This is a genomic window from Pseudomonas sp. MAG733B (assembly GCF_036884845.1).
In the GTDB taxonomy this organism is placed as follows: domain Bacteria; phylum Pseudomonadota; class Gammaproteobacteria; order Pseudomonadales; family Pseudomonadaceae; genus Aquipseudomonas.
The window spans coordinates 1,112,822-1,129,129 of record NZ_CP145732.1 but is presented as its reverse complement, the minus strand read 5'-3'; the positions used below and the strand labels follow the sequence as shown (position 1 = coordinate 1,129,129).

Below are 16,308 nucleotides of genomic sequence, written 5' to 3'. Positions count from 1 at the left end.
AGCTCCCCCGAGGTTACTCAACAAACGACCTTTAAGAGAGATATCATTCCGTTTATTCATGCTGTGCATTGCTGGCAATAAAGAGACAAGAACAAAGGACCGCCCATGCTGAACAAACGCTATTTGCCATCGATCGCTGCCCTGCAGTGTTTCGAAGCCGTGACCCGGCATCTGAGCTTCACCCGGGCCGCCGAAGAACTGAACCTGACCCAGAGCGCCGTCAGCAAGCAGGTCGCGCAACTGGAAGAGCTGCTGCAGCACTTGCTGTTTCGCCGGGTGCGTCGACGCCTGCAAATGACCCCGGCGGGCGATTTGTACCTAGTGGAAGTACGAAAAATCCTCACGCAGGTCGAGATGTCGACCCATTACCTGCGATCCTACGGTGGCGAAACTGAAGTCCTGCGCGTCTCGACGCCCCCGACATTCGGCGCACGCTGGCTGGTGCCACGGCTGAAAGGCTGGCGCCTGCGCCATCCGTCGATTCACCTGGACCTGTGCAGCGAACAGGAAGCCGACGATCTGCTGCAAGGCCGCAGCGACCTGGCGTTCTATTTTGGCCAGGGCTCACGGCCCGGCACCGAATGCCTGAAGTTGTTCAGCGAAGAACTGGTACCGGTCTGCGCTCCCGGTAGCCTGCCGGCCGAGCCATTCACCGACCCGACGCAACTCACCGACCTGGTCCTGCTGCAAAACGCCTCACGCCCTCAGGGCTGGCATGACTGGTTCGACAGTCAGGGCTACCACACCGAACACAGCTACCACGGCCCGCGCTTCGAAACCTTCTACATGTGCATCCGCGCCGCACAGGTCGGCTGCGGCGTCGCATTGCTGCCCCGCTTTCTGGTGGAAGAGGAACTGGCCGAAGGCAAACTGGTCATTCCCTGGCAGCATGCAATGCCCAGCACCGATGCCTATTACCTGGCGTATCCGGAGCATTCGGCGGAAGTGCCGAAGGTGCGGGATTTTGTGAAGTGGATGCTGGAGCAGGTTGACCACCCCGCTACCACCGACAACGCAAAAATCGCTGGCAATCCTCACCACTGATATGCGCCACTAGCTCTATTGAATGTGGAGAACCCCCGTTATGAGCGAGAGTGTGTTTGCCGATCGCATCGTGCAGAACCTGCTCGACACCGACTTCTACAAACTGACGATGATGCAGGCGGTGCTGCACAACTACCCTAACGTCGAAGTCGAATGGGAGTTTCGTTGCCGTAACAGTGAGGATTTGCGCCCGTACCTGGCGGAGATCCGTTTCCAGATCGAGCGCCTGGCCGAGTTGAGCCTGAGCGCCGACCAGTTGAGCTTTCTGGAGCGCATCAGCTTCCTGAAACCGGATTTCCTGCGCTTTCTCGGGCTGTTTCGCTTCAACTTGCGCTACATCCACACCGGCATCGAAAACGGCGAGCTGTTTATCCGCCTGCGCGGGCCGTGGTTGCATGTGATCCTGTTCGAAGTGCCGATACTGGCGATCGTCAGCGAAGTGCGTAACCGCTATCGCTACCGGGAAATCGTCCTCGAGCAGGCCCGCGAGCAGCTCTATCGCAAGTTCGACTGGCTCACTGCCAACGCCAGCAGCGACGAATTGTCCGAATTGCAGGTAGCCGATTTCGGCACGCGCCGGCGCTTTTCGTACCGCGTGCAGGAAGAAGTGGTGAACGTGCTCAAGCACGATTTCCCCGGCCGTTTCGTCGGCACCAGCAACGTACACTTGTCCCGGGAACTGGACATGAAACCGCTGGGCACCATGGCCCACGAATGGATCATGGCTCACCAGCAACTCGGCCCGCGATTGATCGACAGTCAGATTGCCGCCCTCGATTGCTGGGTCCGCGAGTATCGCGGTTTGCTGGGGATCGCCCTGACCGACTGCATCACCATGGATGCCTTTCTCGGCGATTTCGACCTGTTTTTCGCCAAGCTCTTCGACGGCTTGCGCCATGATTCCGGTGATCCCGTGGTGTGGGCGGAAAAAGCCATCGCCCACTACCACAAGCTCGGCATCGACCCGATGAGCAAGACCCTGACCTTTTCCGACAGCCTGACGCTGCCCAAGGCACTGGAAATATTCCGGGCGCTGCGTGGTCGGATCAATGTCAGCTTCGGCATCGGCACCAACCTGACCTGTGACATTCCGGGTGTCGAACCGATGAGCATCGTGCTTAAAATGACCGCCTGCAACGGCGCGCCGGTGGCGAAGATCTCCGACGAGCCAGGCAAGACTCACTGTAAAGACCCGAATTTCGTCGCCTATTTGCGACACGTTTTCCAGGTTCCTGCCGCCCTTTCCAGCACATCAAGCAAGGAGTGAATTCATGCAAGCCGTACAGCGTGAGATTGCTGAGCAGCTCAAGGTTCAACCGCCGTTCGCCGATGACGCCGCCCTCGAGGCTGAAGTCGCCCGACGCATTACCTTCATCCAGGACTGCCTGGTCAATTCCGGGCTCAAGACGCTGGTGCTGGGCATCAGCGGCGGTGTCGACTCCCTGACCGCCGGCCTGCTGGCCCAGCGCGCCATGCGTGAACTGCGCCAGCGCACGGGTGACGGCAGCTACAAGTTCATCGCCGTGCGCCTGCCGTACGAGACCCAGTTCGATGAACACGATGCCCAGGCTTCGGTGGATTTCATCAACCCGGACGAGCGCCACACCGTGAACATCGGTCCGGCAGTCAAATCTCTGGCCAATGAAGTGGCGGCGTTCGAAGGCAAGCACGCAGTCTCGGTGGATTTCGTGCTCGGCAACACCAAGGCGCGGATGCGCATGGTCGCCCAGTACACCATCGCTGGCGCCGCCCACGGCCTGGTGATCGGCACCGACCACGCGGCGGAAGCGGTGATGGGTTTCTTCACCAAGTTCGGTGACGGCGCCTGCGACCTGGCACCGCTCAGCGGCCTGGTGAAAAACCAGGTCCGGGCGATTGCGCGCAGCTTTGGCGCACCGGAATCGCTGGTGGAAAAAGTCCCGACCGCCGACCTTGAAGACCTGTCGCCGGGCAAGCCGGACGAAGCGTCCCACGGCGTGACCTACGCCGAGATCGACGCTTTCCTGCATGGCCAGCCGGTACGTGAGGAAGCGTTCAAGATCATCGTCAGCACGTACAACAAGACGCATCACAAGCGGGTGATGCCGTTTGCGCCTTGAGGCGTGAGTGAATGAAAAAGCCCGCTGAGGATCGATCCTCAGCGGGCTTTTCTTTGGCCAACACCTTTGTCGATGTTGATGGCCCCATCGCGAGCAAGCTCGCTCCCACAGGGTTTCAGGTGCTCACAAACATTGTGTCCGACATAGAACCTTGTGGGAGCTGGCTTGCCAGCGATGAACGATGCCGCGGTGTGCCTGATTACTTCAGGGTAACCGTGCCTTTCATCATCGAGATGTGGCCCGGGAACGAGCAGAAGAAGCCGTATTTTTCGTTGGCATCAAGCTTCGACACATCGAAGGTCACCGAGTCGGTTTCCTTGGCGCCGATGATTTTGGTATGGGCGATCACGCGCGCATCGCCTTCCTTCAGGTACTGCTTGTCGATGCCGGCGCTCAGGCCGTCGGTGGCGATCGGCTGCATGTCGGCTTCTTTACTCAGCACCCAGTTATGGCCCATGACGTTTTTCGGCAAGCTGCCGGAGTGGGTCAGTTCGACGGTGAAGGTTTTGCAGCTCTTGTCGATCTCAATGGCCTTGGTGTTGAAGGACATTTGGTCAGTGGAGTCAACGGTGACTTTGCACTCGGCAGCCATCAATTGGCTGCTGGCCAGTGTCAGCAGGGATACCGCAACAAGTTTGGCAAACATGGTGAATCTCCAAGGCAGGGTTAGGGGAAAATGCGAATGGACAGAAGACTGCCTGAAAACTTCGCAAGTTCATATGACTTGAATCAAAAATTGTATACAACTTTCAGGCTATGACACCGATGGAAACAATCTACCAGCCAGGCGTCTGGCCCGGCCCTATGATCAGATCGTCATCAATCAACGGAGCGTCTGTCATGTCCCTCAATAGCCTGTTGTGCAGCTTGCTCGCCGCCTACGCCTGTGGCGCCAGCGGCACCTATGAAACTCCCAAGCGGGAAGTTTAGCCCTTGGAGCGCCGAGCGCCTGCCTTTACTCTGTGGCCCTGATCGACCATGGAGTAAGGCATGTCTTTAGCATCCGTATGTGTATTTTGTGGGGCCAGCACCGGCACCAACCCGGCTTATCGTGAAGCGGCTGTGGCCTTGGGCCAAGCACTGGCCGAGCGCAAGCTGACGCTGGTCTATGGCGGTGGCGCCGTGGGCCTGATGGGCATTGTGGCCGACGCCGCGCTGGCGGCCGGTGGCGAAGTGATCGGCATCATTCCGCAAAGCCTCAAGGACAAGGAAATCGGCCACAGCGGCCTGACTCGCCTGGAAGTGGTCGACGGCATGCATGCGCGCAAGGCGCGGATGGCCGAACTCAGCGATGCTTTCATCGCGTTGCCCGGCGGCCTCGGCACCCTGGAAGAACTGTTCGAAGTCTGGACCTGGGGCCAACTCGGCTACCACGGCAAACCGCTGGGCTTGCTGGAAGTGAACGGTTTCTACAGCAAACTCACCGGTTTTCTTGATCACATCGTCGGCGAAGGCTTCGTTCGCGGGGCTCACCGTGACATGCTGCAGGTGAGCGAATCGCCACAGACGCTGCTCGAAGCCCTCGATGCCTGGCAACCGAGCGTACCGCCGAAGTGGGTCGAGCAAAAACCCGACTAACGACTCGGCACCGATACAGGGCAGAATACGCGCCGCTCAACCTCACCTTCGACCCCAGAGGATCGCCCATGGCTAAACCCAACTACTCCTTCGCCAAACGTCAGCGTGACTTGGCCAAGGAACAGAAGAAAGAGGAAAAGCTTCAGCGCAAGAAAGCTACAGCTGAAGAAACAGCACTGAACCCTGACGGGGAAGAAGTGGCAGCAGAAGATGATGTTGATGCACCGAAAGACCAGGCGCCCGACGCCTGAGACCCTCCGGGCCGGATGATCTGATCAGGCCCACCGGATCTGTGTCCAGGGTTGGCAGCGCCGCTGCCGACCCTCACAGGCCAATCTGAAACACTCGTATCCAGAAATCACTGCACATCCCCTGTGGGAGCGGGCTTGCTCGCGAAAGCGCAGTGCCAGGCAACATCCTTGTTGAATATGAAATTGCTTTCGCGAGCAAGCCCGCTCCCACATTTTGATCTCTCTTACTCCAGTGGCATCACCGTAACGCGGACTTCCGGGTCGTGATTGCCGCCTCCCAGAATCACCCCCCGCAACGGCGACACATCGGAAAAGTCCCGCCCCCAGGCCAATGTGATGTGTTCCAGCGCCGGCTGCACATTGTTGGTCGGATCGAAATCCACCCATCCCGACACCGGGCAATACACCGACACCCACGCATGGGATGCATCGGCGCCGATCAAGCGTGGCTGGCCGGGTGGTGGCTGGGTCAGCAGATAACCGCTGATATAGCGCGCCGCCAGGCCACGGGAGCGCACGCAAGCGAGCATCAAGTGCGCGAAGTCCTGACAGACCCCACGTCGACGCTCCAGCACTTCCACCAGCGGCGTCGCTACCTGCGTCGCTTCGGCGTCGAAGGTGAACTCGCTGAATATCTTCTCCATCAGGGCCTGAACGCCAAGCAGCAGCGGTCGCCCGGTCGGGAAGCAACTCTCGGAAAATTCAACGAAGTTGCGCTTCAAATGCACATAGGGTGATTCGAAGCGGTAGCGGCAGGCTTCGAGCAGTTCGGGCGACAGCGGCTGGCTGCTGTAGGTCAGCGCGCTGCGGGTGTCTTCCCACGCCGGGGACAGATTGAAGTCCAGCGCGGGCCGGGGCAGCACTTCGATAGTGAGGCTGGCGTTGACCAATAGCTCGTCATGAGGACGCTCGAACGCCAGCCGGGTCAGCGGGTTGCCGAACACGTCCAGCTCATCGCGACGCGCAGTCGGCTCCGGACTGATCTGCAATTGCTGATCCGTGCAGCGCTGCCACGCACATGACCGTGGCCACAAATGGGCCAGCTGCTGCGCCAGGGACACCGGGCTGTCGTAGTGATAATGAGTGTCGTGGAAAATCTGGTAATGGGCGCTCATCAGACCGACACCGTACGCTGGCTGACATCATCGACATGGGCGAAATGGCGCAGGGCCAGGCGATCGGACACTTGCCCGCTGGCCTCGGCAATCTCTTGCAGCAAATCCGCCAGCCCATCGATCGCCGCACGCACGCTGGTTTCACCGAACAACGGATTCTCCAGACAGCCGAGGTCGAAACGGGCCAGCCGCTCGACCAATTGTGGCAATCCGGCTTCGCGCGGAGCACCAAAGTCATCGTTCAAGCGTTTAAGGGTGCGGGTTACCAATTTCAACTGGAACAGCACCGCGTGCGGGTTCTGTTCGTCGAGCAGCAACAGGTCGAGTACCGGAATCAATTGCGCCACCGCCAGATACCGCGAGCGGTAGGTGATGCTGCTGTTGCCCAGCTCCAGCAGCCATTCCAATCCGGCCTGATCGAAAGCCCCGGCGCCACGCAGAAACGCCGCCAGGCTGCCACTGAGAAATTGCAGGCGCTCAATCCGCCGCCCGATCATCAAAAATCGCCAGCCTTCGTCCCGTGTCATGTCGTCCAGGGCAAAACCGGACAGCGCCGCGAGGGACATCACCAGACGGTTGAGGAAATCCAGCAGCTCGCCGAAATCCGGCTCATCGGTTTCCAGTTCGATGGCTTCGCGCTGCAACTCCACCAGCGCCTGCCAGTTTTCCCGCGAGAGCTTGCCGCGTACCTGCGAGGCCGCCCACTGCAAGCGTTGCAGGTTGGACCGCAGGCTGAATGGCCAGTCATCGCCGAGGATGGCTGCCAGTAAACGTTCCGGCAGTTCGCCCTCTTCGGGCAACAGCATCAGCCGTTCGCCAAGTTCGACCGCCGCTTGCAGGGCTTGTGGGTCATCGCCATCCACGTACCGCGCCAGCATGATCCGCAGCAACCGCGCGCTGTCATCGCAGCGCTCGCAGTAGCGGCCAAACCAAAACAGGTTTTCCACCACCCGCGACGGTAGATACGGATCGCGCCGCACCAGATCATGTACGCCGATATTGCGCTGGGCTTTCCATTGTTCGCCACTGGGCGGGCGGTCGCCCAACACCCAAGTGTCCTTGCTGGCGCCGCCGCGCTGCATCGACACCACTTCGGCATCGGCCTCGGCGGCCACACGGGTCAAACCACCGGGCAGCACCCGATAACCCTCGCGGCTGGCCACGGCATACACGCGCATGCCAATGGCGCGGGGTTGCAGCACTCCGCCCTCGGCTTGCCAGATCGGCGCCTGGGACAACTGCGCCAGTTCTTGCGCAACATAGGCGTAAGGCCGTGCCTGCATGCGCTCGGCAAGCTCCTGGCGCTGTTTTTCACTCAAATCGCGACCAAATACCGGCGCAAAACTCTGGGACGGAAACGCCGGTTTGATCAGCAGTTCAGGCAGCTTTTCCAGGGCCTGCGCCAGTACCGGCGCCTCGCCGCACCACCAGGTGGCGATGGACGGCAAGATCAGTTCTTCACCAAACAGGAACTGATTGATCTTCGGCAAGAAGCCCAGAAGCCCCGGCGACTCCAGCACGCCGCTGCCAAGTGCATTGGCCACCAGCACCCGCCCCTGCCGCACGGCCTCCAGCAGGCCCGGCACGCCAAGCGCCGAATCGGTGCGCAGCTCCAGCGGGTCGCAGAAGTCGTCGTCGAGCCGGCGCATGACCGCGTGAACCCGGCGCAGGCCGCTCAGGGTCTTCAGGTAGACCGTGGCATCGCGCACCGTCAGATCGCCGCCCTCCACCAGCGGATAACCGAGCTGGCGCGCCAGGTATAGATGTTCGAAATAGCTTTCGTTGAAACGTCCCGGTGTCAGCAACACCACCAGCGGCACTTCTTCATCGCTCGGCGCCTGTCGGGCCAGGGTTTCTTGAAGCGTGCGGAAGAAGCCAGCGAGATGCTGCACCTTCAGGTCGCGGTACAGCTCGGGAAAGGCCCGGGACACGATGGTGCGGTTTTCCAGTGCATAACCGGCACCGGACGGCGCTTGAGTGCGGTCCGCCGTGACCCACCATCTGCCATCCGGAGTACGCGCCAAATCCACCGCATACAGATGCAGGAAAGCCCCGTCAGGCGGATTGATGCCCTGACAGGGCCAGAGGAAGTTGTTGTGGCCGAACACCAGTTCGGCCGGTAGCAGGCCTTCGGCGATCAGGCGTTGCGGGCCATACAGATCAGCCAGCACGGCATTGAGCAATCGCGCACGCTGGGCGATACCGGCCGACAGCTGTTCCCACTCGTCAGCAGCAATCACGTGGGGTAGCAGGTCCAGCTCCCATGGCCGGTCGGCGCCCTTGGGATCGGCGTAGACGTTGTAGGTGACACCGTTTTCCTGAATCTGCCGGGTCAGCAGGGCCTGACGCTGCACCAGTTGCGCTGGCGTGCTGCGCTGCAATTGGTCGAACAGTCGGCGCCAGTGCGGGCGCACGGCGCCGCTGTCGTCGAGCAGTTCGTGATAGGTGCCCGCCGTGAGCGGGTAGCGGTCTAGCAGGTCAGGCATGGAAAGCTCGGCAGACAGCAAGGAACGGTCAGACTAACGCAGGCTCATGACGCCCGGATATACGAAAAATCCGAGCGTCGCGTACGGTTTAGAAACGTCGTAAATCGAGAGTCATCGGCAGCTCGTCGTTAATTTCCAGAATCGGGATAGGAAGTTTCCCTGGCGTGTGTCCGATCCTGAAAAAACGCGCCATTCGCCGGCTCTCGGCTTCATTGGCATTGACCGGCAAGGTCTCGTAGTTGCGCCCGCCCGGATGCGCGACGTGATACTGGCAACCGCCCAGCGAACGCCCCATCCAGGTATCGAGCAGATCGAACACCAACGGCGCGTGAACCGGAATGGTCGGTTGCAGGCAGTTGGCCGGTTGCCAGGCGCGGAATCTCACGCCAGCGACGAATTCGCCTACACGCCCGGTCGGCTGCAATGGCACCGGGATGCCGTTGCAGGTCAGCAAATAACGCTGCGGCGGCATGCCGCCGAGCTTGACCTGCAAGCGCTCCAGGGACGAGTCCACGTAACGCACCGTGCCACCGACCGCGCCCTCCTCGCCCAACACATGCCACGGCTCCAGCGCTTGACGCAGTTCCAGCGCAATGCCGCTGACGGCGTAATCGCCGACCTTGGGAAAACGAAACTCCAGATGCGCCGCGAACCACTCGGCCCGCACCGGGTAACCGGCGGCGTTGAGTTCGACGATGACATCGGCGAAATCCTGTTCGATAAAATGCGGCAACAGGAACCGGTCGTGCAGCTCCGTGCCCCAGCGCGCCAGCTTCGGCGGCGCATAGGGTTCGCGCCAGAAACGAGCGACCAGCGCCCGCAGCAACAACTGTTGCGCCAGGCTCATGCGCGCATGGGGTGGCATTTCAAAGGCGCGCAATTCCAGCAGCCCAAGGCGTCCCGTTGCGCCGTCCGGCGAGTAGAGTTTGTCGATACAAAACTCGGCACGGTGAGTGTTGCCAGTGACATCGATCAGCAGGTTGCGCAGCAACCGGTCGACCAGCCACGGCGCGCACTCTTCGCCCGGCTCAGGCATCTGCGCGAAGGCTATTTCCAGTTCATACAAGGCATCGTTGCGTGCTTCGTCGACGCGCGGCGCCTGAGACGTCGGGCCGATGAACAGTCCGGAAAACAGGTAGGACAATGACGGGTGGTTATGCCAGTAACTGATCAGGCTGCGCAGCAAATCCGGACGCCTTAGAAACGGTGAGTCAGCCGGTGTCGCGCCACCCAGTACGAAATGGTTACCGCCACCGGTGCCGGTATGCCGGCCATCGATGAGAAATTTCTCGGTGGTGAGTCGGGTCTGGCGCGCTTCTTCGTAGAGGAATTCGGTGCGCTCGACCAATTCGTCCCACGTCGTGGACGGCTGCACGTTGACTTCGATCACGCCCGGATCCGGGGTGATGCGGAAGTTGCTCAGGCGCGGATCGCTCGGCGGCTCATAGCCTTCCAGCAACACCGGGCAATGCAATTCTTCGGCGGTGGCTTCGATGGCCGCGACCAGTTCCAGATAGTCCTCAGCGCGCTCCAGTGGCGGCATGAACAGGTACAACCGGCCTTCCCTTGCCTCAGCGCAGAACGCGGTGCGGGTCAGCCAGTCGGCAGACTCGTCGATCTTCGGCGCTCGATCTTCAGCAACGGCAGCCGCGCCCTGGCTTTGAAGTTGCGCAGTGTCGGGTAATGGCGGGAACTCTTGGTTAGGGTCTTGCGGATGAATGAACGGATATTCCGCCGCTTTCACCCAAGGCTGCGAACCCAGCGGCAAGCGGTAGCCCAGCGGCGAATCACCTGGCACCAGTCGGCAATGCTCGTCGCGCAAGTACCAGCGACCGCTTTGCCATTGATCGCCCTTGGCGGTGCGCGCCAGCGGCAGGACCTGGCCGATAACCTTGTCCAGACCCTGGCTGAAGACTTTGCGCAGGCGCGCACGCTCCAGCGGCTCTTCAAGACGGGAATCCTCGGCGCTGACGTTCTGCGGCAAAGTGCCTTCGCGCCAGAGGTAATAGAAATTGTCCTCGTAGGCCGGAAACACAAAGCGTGTCGGAATTTTCAGGCGCTCGGCGACGCTCGCCAGAAAACGCCCGGCCAGTTCGCCATTGGCGCCGTAATCTTCCTGCTCGTCGGCAATCAGCGCGTTGTTTTGCCAGATCGGCACGCCGTCGCGGCGCCAGTAGCAATTGAGCGACCAGCGCGGCAGTTGCTCACCGGGGTACCACTTGCCCTGCCCGAAATGCACCAGCCCCTGCGGCGCGTAGCGTTTACGCATGCGCTGGAACAGTTCGGCGGACAGTCGGCGTTTGTCCGGCCCCAGCGCCGCCGTGTTCCACTCGGCGCCGTCCGGGTCATCGATGGACACGAAGGTTGGCTCACCGCCCATGGTCAGGCGCACATCGCCTTCCAGCAGGTCGGCGTCGATTTGCCGACCCAGGGCCTGAATCGCCAGCCATTGATCGTCGGTGTAAGGCTTGGTGACGCGGGGCGCCTCCCAAATCCGCTCAACCGACATTTCGTGGCTGAATTCGCACTCGCAGGGTTCCACCAACCCCGTGATCGGGGCCGCCGAGGATGGATCCGGACTACAGGCCAACGGAATGTGTCCTTCACCGGCGAATAGCCCGGAAGTCGCATCCAGGCCGATCCAGCCAGCACCGGGCAAGTACACCTCGCACCAGGCGTGCAGGTCGGTGAAATCGACTTCGGTGCCGGATGGGCCATCGAGGCTTTTCACGTCGGCGGTCAGCTGGATCAGGTAACCGGAAACGAAACGCGCCGCCAGCCCGAGGTTGCGCAGTAGTTGCACCAGCAGCCACGCGGAGTCGCGGCACGAGCCGGAGGCCTGTTCGAGGGTGAATTCGGGGGTTTGCACGCCCGGTTCCATGCGAATCAGGTAATCGATGTCTTCGCTCAGGCGCTGGTTGAGCGCGACGAGGAAATCCACGGCGGGCAGTGGCGTGCGATCGATGCCGTCCAGATAGGCCTTGAATTTTGGCGTCAGGGGCAAGGTTTCCAGGTACGGCGCCAGTTCCTTGCGCTCGTCCGCGGCATAAGCGAACGGGATTTTTTCTGCGTAGGGTTCGAGGAAGAAATCGAAGGGGTTGAAGACCGCCATTTCGGCCAGCAGGTCGACTTCGATCCGCAGCTCGTCGGTCTTTTCCGGAAACACCAACCGCGCCAGGTAATTGCCCTGCGGGTCTTGCTGCCAGTTGATGAAATGCTGCTCGGGCGAGACTTTCAGCGCATAGGAGAGTATCCGCGTGCGACTGTGGGCGGCCGGGCGCAAGCGAACGATCTGCGGACCGAGCTCGACGGCGCGGTCGTAGCGGTAATGCGTGACGTGGTGCAATGCGACATGAATCGACACGGCGTGCCTCCTGCGAGCCCTAAGCGTATTCGAAAGCGCGCAAGACTTATGCCATCCAGCGGCGCTGGCGCTTTCTCCGGTTACTGGAGGCAGTACAGCACCAAAATCGGGCGATGCGGGAAATTGGTTCGAGAGAGTTGCACGTATTTGTAGCGGCCCGAGCTCTGTGGCGAGGGAGCTTGCTCCCGCTGGGGCGCGAAGCGGCCCCTTCCCCTGCCTGATTGCCAGATTTACGACGGCTTCGCCGCCGAGCGGGAGCAAGCTCCCTCGCCACAATGAATTTCAATTACCCAGAAATGCAAAACGCCAACCCGAAGGTTGGCGTTCTATTCAGATCAAGCGAAATTTAGCGCGGTACGACAGGCTTACGGGTCGGCTTCGGCCCCTTGCCCTTGGCCGCGTCCTTGCGCTCCTTGGCCGCCTGCTGGTTGCGGGCGAACGCCGCAGCCTTGGCTTGTTCACGCTTGTCCCACGGATTGCCGCCATCGCTGGCGCGTGGTGGCAGGCCAGTGTGCTGGGTCAGGATCTTGGTGGTCTTTTCCCCCGCAACCTTGTGGCTGCCGGCCGGCGTCGAGTTCTTGCGACGGGCACTCTGGTAGCTGTCGGTGGACGGCTGGTGCAGCGGAATCAACTGGTTCTTGCCCGGCCCGATCAGATCGGCGCGACCCATGCGGGTCAGCGCTTCACGCAGCATCGGCCAGCCTTTCGGGTCGTGATAACGCAAGAACGCCTTGTGCAGACGACGCTGCTCTTCGCTCTTGACGATGGTGACCGCGTCAGACTTGTAAGTGACCTTGCGCAGCGGGTTCTTGCCCGAGTGGTACATCGCGGTGGCAGTGGCCATCGGCGACGGGTAGAACGCCTGAACCTGGTCGGCACGGAAACCGTTGCCCTTGAGCCACAGCGCCAGGTTCATCATGTCTTCATCGGTGGTGCCCGGGTGGGCGGCGATGAAGTACGGAATCAGGTACTGCTCTTTGCCCGCTTCCTTGGAGTACTTCTCGAACATGCGCTTGAACTTGTCATAGCTGCCGATGCCCGGTTTCATCATCTGGTTGAGCGGACCTTCCTCGGTGTGTTCCGGGGCGATCTTCAGGTAACCACCGACGTGGTGGGTCACCAGCTCTTTTACGTACTCCGGCGATTCGACCGCGAGGTCGTAACGCAGGCCGGAAGCGATAAGGATCTTCTTCACACCCGGCAATTCACGGGCGCTGCGGTACAACTGGATCAAAGCCGAGTGGTCGGTGTTCAGGTTCGGGCAGATGCCGGGGAACACGCACGACGGCTTGCGGCACGCGGATTCGATTTCCGGACTCTTGCACGCGATGCGGTACATGTTCGCGGTCGGGCCACCGAGGTCGGAGATCACGCCGGTAAAGCCGGGGACCTTGTCACGAATCTCTTCGATCTCTCGAATGATCGACTCGTGGGAACGGTTCTGGATGATCCGGCCTTCGTGCTCGGTGATCGAGCAGAAGGTGCAGCCGCCAAAGCAGCCACGCATGATGTTCACCGAGAAACGGATCATGTCGTAGGCCGGGATCTTCTCCTTGCCGTACGCCGGGTGCGGAATGCGCGCGTATGGCATGCCGAACACGTAGTCCATTTCTTCAGTGGTCATCGGAATCGGTGGCGGGTTGAACCAGACATCGACTTCGCCGTGCTTCTGGACCAGAGCGCGGGCGTTGCCCGGGTTGGTTTCCAGGTGCAGCACGCGGTTGGCGTGAGCGTAGAGAACGGCATCGCCACGGACTTTCTCAACCGACGGCAGACGAATCACGGTCTTGTCGCGGGTCATCTTCGGGCTGGCCAGGATCTGTACGACCTTGGCTTCCTGCGGATCTTCAACCGGACCTTTTTCCTGCTCGATGGCGCAGGCCTGGGTGTCCTGGGTGTTGACGTACGGGTTGATGATCTTGTCGATCTTGCCCGGACGGTCGATGCGTGTGGAGTCGACTTCGTACCAGTCTTTCGGCGTATCACGACGGATGAACGCGGTGCCGCGCACGTCGGTGATGTCTTCGATCTTGTGGCCGTAGGACAGACGCTGGGCGACTTCGACAATCGCACGCTCGGCGTTGCCGTAGAGCAGGATGTCGGCGCAGGCGTCGATCAGGATCGAGTTACGTACCCGGTCCTGCCAGTAATCGTAGTGGGCAATGCGGCGCAGGGACGCTTCGATGCCACCCAGCACGATTGGCACGTGGTTGTAAGCTTCCTTGCAGCGCTGGCTGTAGACCAGGCTCGCGCGGTCCGGACGCTTACCGGCCATGCCACCCGGCGTGTAGGCGTCGTCGGAACGGATTTTCTTGTCGGCGGTGTAGCGGTTGATCATCGAGTCCATGTTGCCGGCCGCGACACCGAAGAACAGGTTCGGCTCGCCGAGCTTCATGAAATCGTCTTTGGACTGCCAGTTCGGCTGGGCAATGATCCCGACGCGGAAGCCCTGGGACTCCAGCAGCCGGCCGATGATCGCCATGCCGAACGACGGGTGATCGACGTACGCATCACCGGTGACGATGATGATGTCGCAGGAATCCCAGCCGAGCTGATCCATCTCCTCCCTGCTCATCGGCAGGAATGGCGCTGGCCCGAAACATTCGGCCCAGTACTTTGGATAGTCAAATAACGGCTTGGCTGCTTGCATGTCGATAACCGGTGTTGGCTTTCATTGAATTTCGCGGGCGCGGAATATAGCACAAATTTTGACCAATTCCGACGGCTGTGGTCGGAAATTGGTGGCGACCCTATCGCTGGCAAGCCAGCTCCCACAGTGATTTATGGTGTACCTGCTATTTTGGTACCACACAGAACCCTGTGGGAGCGGGCTTGCCCGCGATGAGGCCCTTTCAGACGCTACAAATTACTCGTCATCATCAAAGTTGTAGCTACCCGGCGCCAGGTTCTCGAAGCGGGTGTACTTGCCGATGAACGCCAGGCGGATAAAGCCGATCGGCCCGTTCCGCTGCTTGCCGATAATGATTTCGGCAATGCCCTTGTGCTCGGTTTCCGGGTGATACACCTCGTCGCGGTAAACGAACATGATCACGTCGGCGTCCTGCTCGATCGCTCCGGATTCCCGGAGGTCGGAGTTGATCGGCCGTTTGTTCGGCCGCTGCTCGAGGGAGCGGTTGAGCTGGGACAGCGCCACCACCGGGCAGTTGAACTCCTTGGCCAAGGCTTTCAAGGAGCGCGAGATTTCAGAAATCTCGTTGGTTCGGTTGTCGCCGCCGGAACCTGGAATCTGCATCAACTGAAGGTAGTCGATCATGATCAGGCCGATCTCACCGTGCTCACGCGCCAGACGCCGGGTACGCGCTCGCATTTCCGACGGGCTGATACCGGCGGTGTCGTCGATGAACAGCTTGCGGTCATTGAGCAGGTTCACCGCCGAGGTCAGGCGCGGCCAGTCGTCATCTTCCAACTGACCGGAACGCACCTTGGTCTGGTCGATCCGACCGAGGGACGACAGCATACGCATGATCAGCGATTCGCCTGGCATCTCGAGGGAATACACCAGAACAGCCTTGTCGCTGCGCAGTACGGCGTTTTCCACCAGGTTCATCGCGAAGGTGGTTTTACCCATCGACGGACGACCGGCGACGATGATCAAGTCAGCCGGCTGCAGGCCGCTGGTCTTTTCATCAAGGTCGGTGTAGCCAGTGGACAGGCCGGTAATGGCGTTGTCAGTGTTGAACAGCGTGTCGATGCGATCGATGGCCTTGGTCAGCAAATCGTTCACACCCACCGGGCCACCGGTTTTCGGCCGGGCCTCGGCAATCGCGAAGATCTGGCGTTCCGCTTCGTCGAGGATCTCCTCGGCAGTGCGACCTTCCGGGTTGAAGGCGCTGTCGGCGATCTCGGTGCTGATGCCGATCAGTTGGCGCAACGTCGCGCGCTGGCGGACGATCTGTGCATAAGCCTTGATGTTGGCGACGGACGGTGTGTTTTTCGCCAACTCACCAAGGTAACCGAGGCCACCCACCTGCGACGTCTGACCTTCCTTGTCCAGTTGCTCGGCAAGGGTCACGACGTCAATCGGGGAGTTGTGATCGGCCAGTTTGGCGATCGCACGGAAAATCAGACGGTGGTCATGTCGGTAGAAATCGCCGTCGGAGACTTGGTCGAGCACGCGTTCCCAGGCGTTGTTGTCCAGCATCAGACCACCGAGTACAGCCTGTTCGGCTTCGATGGAATGCGGCGGTACTTTCAGCGCGGCGGTTTGCAGATCGTATTGCTCAGGAGCGGAGATTTCGTTCATGGCCACTTGGAATCAGATGTAAAAACGGGGATGCCAGAAAGACAAAGGGCACGACCTGTAAACAGGATCGTGCCCGATGTTACCGGCAAGCACCCGAGGGTGCCAGC

The 16,308-nt window shown here is 60.7% G+C and carries 11 protein-coding genes; 5 read left to right on the top strand and 6 right to left on the bottom strand.

Features of this window, described 5'->3' with window-relative positions; genetic code table 11:
- The first annotated feature begins 105 nt into the window (after positions 1–105).
- Genes V6Z53_RS05110 through nadE form a run of 3 tightly spaced genes read left to right on the top strand, consistent with a single transcriptional unit; the run spans position 106 to position 3,143 of the window.
- Positions 106–1,044, top strand: a complete 939-nt coding sequence (locus V6Z53_RS05110) for a LysR substrate-binding domain-containing protein (RefSeq protein ID WP_338584445.1) — start codon at positions 106–108, stop codon at positions 1,042–1,044.
- A gap of 40 nt (positions 1,045–1,084) precedes the next feature.
- Positions 1,085–2,311: a nicotinate phosphoribosyltransferase gene (pncB, locus tag V6Z53_RS05105; RefSeq protein ID WP_338584444.1), complete on the top strand. Its 1,227-nt coding sequence runs from the start codon at positions 1,085–1,087 to the stop codon at positions 2,309–2,311.
- A 4-nt stretch (positions 2,312–2,315) separates the two neighbouring features.
- Positions 2,316–3,143 carry an ammonia-dependent NAD(+) synthetase gene (gene nadE, locus V6Z53_RS05100; RefSeq protein WP_338584443.1) on the top strand — a complete coding sequence of 276 codons (828 nt, stop codon included), beginning with the start codon at positions 2,316–2,318 and terminating at the stop codon, positions 3,141–3,143.
- Positions 3,144–3,342: 199 nt separating this feature from the next.
- On the opposite strand, the gene azu is transcribed toward nadE, so the two are convergent.
- Positions 3,343–3,789, bottom strand: coding sequence for an azurin (gene azu, locus V6Z53_RS05095; RefSeq protein ID WP_338584442.1), 447 nt, complete (start codon positions 3,787–3,789; stop codon positions 3,343–3,345).
- A gap of 344 nt (positions 3,790–4,133) precedes the next feature.
- Here azu and V6Z53_RS05090 point away from each other — a divergent pair, with 344 nt between their 5' ends.
- Positions 4,134–4,721 carry a TIGR00730 family Rossman fold protein gene (locus V6Z53_RS05090; protein ID WP_338584441.1) on the top strand — a complete coding sequence of 196 codons (588 nt, stop codon included), beginning with the start codon at positions 4,134–4,136 and terminating at the stop codon, positions 4,719–4,721.
- A gap of 68 nt (positions 4,722–4,789) precedes the next feature.
- On the top strand, positions 4,790–4,972 hold the full coding sequence (locus V6Z53_RS05085; protein ID WP_338584440.1) for a hypothetical protein: 183 nt from the start codon (positions 4,790–4,792) through the stop codon (positions 4,970–4,972).
- Positions 4,973–5,196: 224 nt separating this feature from the next.
- Here the strand turns inward: V6Z53_RS05085 and V6Z53_RS05080 are convergent, their stop codons facing one another.
- The 5 genes from V6Z53_RS05080 to dnaB form a co-directional block, all read right to left on the bottom strand.
- A complete protein-coding gene (locus V6Z53_RS05080; protein ID WP_338584439.1) occupies positions 5,197–6,087 on the bottom strand; it encodes a transglutaminase family protein in 891 nt (296 codons plus the stop codon).
- Complete coding sequence (locus V6Z53_RS05075) at positions 6,087–8,573, bottom strand: circularly permuted type 2 ATP-grasp protein (RefSeq protein ID WP_338584438.1); 2,487 nt, start codon at positions 8,571–8,573, stop codon at positions 6,087–6,089. Before V6Z53_RS05075 ends, V6Z53_RS05080 begins: the two co-directional genes overlap by 1 nt.
- An 88-nt stretch (positions 8,574–8,661) precedes the next feature.
- The gene (locus tag V6Z53_RS05070) at positions 8,662–11,937 is read right to left on the bottom strand and encodes a transglutaminase family protein (RefSeq protein ID WP_338584437.1); all 3,276 of its coding nucleotides are present in this window, start codon (positions 11,935–11,937) and stop codon (positions 8,662–8,664) included.
- 346 nt (positions 11,938–12,283) lie between these two features.
- The gene (locus tag V6Z53_RS05065; RefSeq protein ID WP_338584436.1) at positions 12,284–14,587 is read right to left on the bottom strand and encodes a YgiQ family radical SAM protein; all 2,304 of its coding nucleotides are present in this window, start codon (positions 14,585–14,587) and stop codon (positions 12,284–12,286) included.
- Between the two features lie 216 nt (positions 14,588–14,803).
- Positions 14,804–16,201, bottom strand: coding sequence for a replicative DNA helicase (dnaB, locus tag V6Z53_RS05060; protein WP_338584435.1), 1,398 nt, complete (start codon positions 16,199–16,201; stop codon positions 14,804–14,806).
- Positions 16,202–16,308 lie beyond the last annotated feature (107 nt).

Bases quoted from the DNA above. Each gene is read 5' to 3' on its own strand.
- V6Z53_RS05090 (WP_338584441.1), top strand. From the start codon at position 4,134: ATGTCTTTAGCATCCGTATGTGTATTTTGTGGGGCCAGCACCGGCACC.
- pncB (WP_338584444.1), top strand. From the start codon at position 1,085: ATGAGCGAGAGTGTGTTTGCCGATCGCATCGTGCAGAACCTGCTCGAC.
- V6Z53_RS05065 (WP_338584436.1), bottom strand. From the start codon at position 14,587: ATGCAAGCAGCCAAGCCGTTATTTGACTATCCAAAGTACTGGGCCGAA.
- dnaB (WP_338584435.1), bottom strand. From the start codon at position 16,201: ATGAACGAAATCTCCGCTCCTGAGCAATACGATCTGCAAACCGCCGCG.
- V6Z53_RS05085 (WP_338584440.1), top strand. From the start codon at position 4,790: ATGGCTAAACCCAACTACTCCTTCGCCAAACGTCAGCGTGACTTGGCC.
- V6Z53_RS05080 (WP_338584439.1), bottom strand. From the start codon at position 6,087: ATGAGCGCCCATTACCAGATTTTCCACGACACTCATTATCACTACGAC.
- V6Z53_RS05110 (WP_338584445.1), top strand. From the start codon at position 106: ATGCTGAACAAACGCTATTTGCCATCGATCGCTGCCCTGCAGTGTTTC.
- azu (WP_338584442.1), bottom strand. From the start codon at position 3,789: ATGTTTGCCAAACTTGTTGCGGTATCCCTGCTGACACTGGCCAGCAGC.
- nadE (WP_338584443.1), top strand. From the start codon at position 2,316: ATGCAAGCCGTACAGCGTGAGATTGCTGAGCAGCTCAAGGTTCAACCG.
- V6Z53_RS05075 (WP_338584438.1), bottom strand. From the start codon at position 8,573: ATGCCTGACCTGCTAGACCGCTACCCGCTCACGGCGGGCACCTATCAC.